The sequence below is a fragment of the Lonsdalea britannica genome, assembly GCF_946477055.1.
GTDB lineage: Bacteria > Pseudomonadota > Gammaproteobacteria > Enterobacterales > Enterobacteriaceae > Lonsdalea > Lonsdalea britannica_A.
In genome coordinates this window covers 1-3,807 of the sequence record NZ_CAMKXG010000290.1, presented here as the reverse complement: position 1 = coordinate 3,807, position 3,807 = coordinate 1, and the positions used below count along the sequence as shown (strand labels likewise).

Below are 3,807 nucleotides of genomic sequence, written 5' to 3'. Positions count from 1 at the left end.
CACCAAACAGCTGATGGGCTTCGAAACGGCCGCGCCGGAAGCCTATGTCTCGATGGAAGGCAAACGCGTCGTCGTACTGGGCGGAGGCGATACGGCGATGGACTGCGTGCGTACCTCGATCCGTCAGGGCGCCACTCACGTGACCTGCGCCTATCGTCGTGACGAAGAGAACATGCCGGGTTCCCGCCGTGAGGTGAAAAACGCGCGTGAGGAAGGGGTTGAGTTTCGTTTCAATCTGCAGCCGCTGAGCATCGAAATCAACGAGTCAGGCAACGTCTGCGGCGTTCGTATGGCGCGCACCGAGCTGGGCGCACCCGATGCCAATGGGCGTCGTCGACCGGAGATCGTACCCGGCTCCGAGCACATTCTGGAAGCCGATGCGGTCATCATGGCATTCGGTTTTCGCCCGCATCGAATGGACTGGCTGGCCGAGCACGATGTGGCTCTGGACGATCAAGGACGGATCCTGGCTCCGGAAGAGCGCGACAGCGCTTTCCAGACCAGCAATCCGAAGATCTTCGCGGGCGGCGATGCGGTACGCGGATCGGATTTGGTCGTCACCGCCATCGCTGAAGGCCGTAAGGCCGCAGACGGGATCCTCAACTATCTCGAGGTCTGATTTTCAAGCCTCTATAAATCAAGGGCAGCCTTCGGGCTGCCCTTTTGACGAGTGGCGACGGTTAACTCTGCGACTGATACATTTCTAACATTTCCTGCTCCGTCATTTCCGGCGTCTGCTGGGAAAAGGCGTAAAATTTCGGCTTTTTATCGATAAAGATTTGCGACACCATACGCGTCTTTTCATCGCTGCCAAACAATCCTACCGGCACGAAATAGGTCACTGGCGTCAACTGCTTGTAAAACAAGTGCGAGCCGCACTGACGGCAAAACGCGCGCTCTGCCCACTCCGAAGAGCGGTAGTAGGTAACACTCTCTTTACCATTGATAACAAGATTATCTTTGCAATCTATCGCCATTAACGGCCCACCGCTCCAGGTCTGGCACATACCGCAGTGGCAGACGGAGACCTCATGGATATCGCGCGCGGTAGACAGCGTGACCGCTCCACATAAACAACGCCCTTCCATTTCCTTTCTCCTTTCGATGCAGAACAAACAGAGGTTTCAGAACGTCAGTATGTCTTCATTTGGCTTGAACAGACAATGTTGGGGCGGTAGAGGTGGAACGAGGGAAGCAGCATCGGGAGGAACCGGGGACGTAAAAAAGGGCACCGTAATGATGCCCTGTTATTCTGAGTTACTTCACGACCCGCAGCGCAGGACGTCCGCCGCGAGGCGGCGAAGGGGGCTCGTCATCCGGCGTTTCATTACCGGAGGGGACAGTTTCTACATCTTCGACCGTGCGCAACGACGGCTTGTGCGGCTCATCGTCCTGCACCAGCGCGTCATCCGCGTCCCCCCCCGCCTCATAGGCAGGCTCAGGCTCGAACATGGTGCCAGCGCCGTTTTCACGGGCGTAGATCGCCATGACGGCCGCCATCGGCACCATAACCTGACGAGGAACGCCGCCGAAGCGAGCGTTAAAGCGTACGAGGTCGTCAGCCAATTCAAGATTGCCCACGGCAAGCGGCGCAATATTGAGCACTATCTGTCCGTCGCGGGCGAACTCCATCGGCACCTGCACGCCGGGAAGCGTAACGTCCACCACCAAATGCGGCGTCAGCTGGTTATCAAGCAACCAGTCATAAAAGGCCCGTAACAAGTACGGACGGCGCGGTGATAGCTGAGACAGAGCCATGTAGCTTAACCTCGGGTCTGTAACCGGATTTCACGCTCGGCTTCGGTCAGGGAAGCCAGGAAAGCATCGCGTTCAAAGACACGCGTCATGTAGCCTTTCAGTTCCTTGGAACCCGAACCGCTCAGTTCGATGCCCAGCAGCGGCAAACGCCACAACAACGGCGCCAGGTAGCAATCGACCAGGCTGAACTCTTCGCTCATGAAATACGGTGTTTCATTGAATACCGGGGCAATCGCCAGCAGCTCTTCGCGCAGCTGTTTGCGTGCTGCATCGGCCTGTGACGCCGTACCCGTAGAGATGGTTTTCAACAACGAATACCAGTCCTGCTCGATGCGGTGCATCATCAGACGGCTATTGCCGCGCGCGACCGGGTAAACAGGCATCAATGGCGGATGCGGGAAACGCTCATCCAGATATTCCATGATGATGCGGGATTCATACAGCGTCAGTTCACGATCCACCAACGTCGGGACGGAACCGTACGGGTTGAGGTCAATGAGATCCTGCGGCAGATTATCCGCATCTACCTGTTCAATCTCGACACTCACTCCTTTTTCCGCCAGCACTATACGTACCTGATGGCTAAAAATATCGGACGGGCCGGAAAACAGCGTCATTACCGAACGTTTGTTGGCAGCGACAGCCATGAAAACCTCCAAGTTTATCGAGAAAATACGGCATAGAACCGATCGAATATTATCCTGCAGGCCTTGCCGCGTTTGAACTTCTTACTGGAGTAAGAAACCGCTGACGACAGCTGTCGTTTTATCAAAACTTACTAGCTGGCAAACAGGTACAAAACCGGCGATTAGTGTATCAGATTTTGTGCGTTTTGGGGGGATATAAGCGCCTATTCATCGTTAACCGTAGGGAATTAAAGAGAATTTTTTAGACGCACTGGAAAACCAGGCAAAAAAAACCCGGTGACGAGCACCGGGTTTCTGACGTTGATTTCGCTGCAAAGCAGCCAGAAATTAACGTTTGGAGAACTGAGGACGACGACGTGCTTTACGCAGACCGACTTTCTTACGTTCAACCTGACGAGCATCACGCGTTACGAAGCCAGCTTTACGCAGCTCAGAACGCAGAGACTCATCATATTCCATCAGTGCACGGGTGATACCGTGACGGATAGCACCAGCCTGACCGGAGATACCACCACCTTTAACAGTGATGTACAGATCCAGTTTGCCAACCATGTCGACCAGTTCCAGCGGCTGACGAACTACCATACGGGCAGTTTCGCGACCGAAGTACTGATCCAGGCTGCGCTGGTTAATAACGATGTTGCCACTGCCCGGTTTGATGAACACGCGAGCGGCGGAGCTTTTGCGGCGACCAGTGCCGTAGTATTGATTTTCAGCCATTGCCTATAATCCCGATTAAATGTCCAGAACTTGCGGTTGCTGTGCCGCGTGATTGTGCTCGTTACCCGCGTAAACTTTCAGTTTACGGTACATAGCACGACCCAGCGGGCCCTTCGGCAGCATGCCTTTAACCGCGATTTCAATCACACGCTCAGGACGGCGGGCAATCATCTCTTCAAAGGTCGCCTGTTTGATACCACCGATGTGACCGGTGTGGTGGTAGTACACTTTGTCAGAACGTTTGTTGCCGGTTACAGCAACTTTTTCAGCGTTCAGGACGATGATGTAATCACCAGTATCAACGTGCGGAGTGTATTCCGCTTTATGCTTGCCGCGCAGACGACGAGCGAGTTCAGTAGCGAGACGGCCCAAAGTCTTACCGCTCGCATCAACAACGTACCAGTCGCGTTTTACGGTTTCTGGTTTAGCTGTAAAAGTTTTCATTAAAAGCTTACCCAATTTAAGTTACACGTTGGTGAACACACAAACGCTTCAATAAATAGTGTTGAGGTTCACACGGCTATCTAGTCCAGCAAACCTACCCCTTCGAATAGCTATTGCCAGCGCGATTAAAGTTTCGGGAAAAAAACTTTGTTGTAACGTGGGGTCGCAGGATTATAGAGAAGCCGCCATCAAAAATCGACCTTTTTTCTACCACATTGATAGAAAAGGCAGCAGCGCC

Annotated in this window: 6 protein-coding genes; 1 reads left to right on the top strand and 5 read right to left on the bottom strand. The window is 53.7% G+C overall.

Going from position 1 to position 3,807, the window contains the following annotated elements:
- A partial coding sequence (locus tag Q7O77_RS15385; RefSeq protein ID WP_304169343.1) for an FAD-dependent oxidoreductase occupies window positions 1-619 on the top strand: 619 nt, incomplete at its 5' end.
- 61 nt (window positions 620-680) lie between these two features.
- Here Q7O77_RS15385 and Q7O77_RS15380 read toward each other — a convergent pair.
- The 5 genes from Q7O77_RS15380 to rplM all read right to left on the bottom strand — a co-directional run bounded on the left by Q7O77_RS15380 (window position 681) and on the right by rplM (window position 3,569).
- Window positions 681-1,088, bottom strand: a complete 408-nt coding sequence (locus Q7O77_RS15380) for a GFA family protein (protein WP_304169342.1) — start codon at window positions 1,086-1,088, stop codon at window positions 681-683.
- 169 nt (window positions 1,089-1,257) lie between these two features.
- Window positions 1,258-1,758, bottom strand: coding sequence for a ClpXP protease specificity-enhancing factor (gene sspB / locus Q7O77_RS15375; protein ID WP_085651046.1), 501 nt, complete (start codon window positions 1,756-1,758; stop codon window positions 1,258-1,260).
- Between the two features lie 5 nt (window positions 1,759-1,763).
- A complete protein-coding gene (gene sspA, locus Q7O77_RS15370) occupies window positions 1,764-2,405 on the bottom strand; it encodes a stringent starvation protein SspA (RefSeq protein WP_085651047.1) in 642 nt (213 codons plus the stop codon).
- 327 nt (window positions 2,406-2,732) lie between these two features.
- Window positions 2,733-3,125, bottom strand: a complete 393-nt coding sequence (gene rpsI, locus Q7O77_RS15365) for a 30S ribosomal protein S9 (protein ID WP_026740710.1) — start codon at window positions 3,123-3,125, stop codon at window positions 2,733-2,735.
- A gap of 15 nt (window positions 3,126-3,140) precedes the next feature.
- The gene (gene rplM / locus Q7O77_RS15360; protein WP_026740709.1) at window positions 3,141-3,569 is read right to left on the bottom strand and encodes a 50S ribosomal protein L13; all 429 of its coding nucleotides are present in this window, start codon (window positions 3,567-3,569) and stop codon (window positions 3,141-3,143) included.
- Between the last annotated feature and the right edge of the window lie 238 nt (window positions 3,570-3,807).

What these genes read in the sequence shown, in the direction of transcription:
- Q7O77_RS15380 (WP_304169342.1), bottom strand. Translation starts at nt 1,088, where the DNA reads ATGGAAGGGCGTTGTTTATGTGGAGCGGTCACGCTGTCTACCGCGCGC.
- rpsI (WP_026740710.1), bottom strand. Translation starts at nt 3,125, where the DNA reads ATGGCTGAAAATCAATACTACGGCACTGGTCGCCGCAAAAGCTCCGCC.
- rplM (WP_026740709.1), bottom strand. Translation starts at nt 3,569, where the DNA reads ATGAAAACTTTTACAGCTAAACCAGAAACCGTAAAACGCGACTGGTAC.
- sspB (WP_085651046.1), bottom strand. Translation starts at nt 1,758, where the DNA reads ATGGCTCTGTCTCAGCTATCACCGCGCCGTCCGTACTTGTTACGGGCC.
- sspA (WP_085651047.1), bottom strand. Translation starts at nt 2,405, where the DNA reads ATGGCTGTCGCTGCCAACAAACGTTCGGTAATGACGCTGTTTTCCGGC.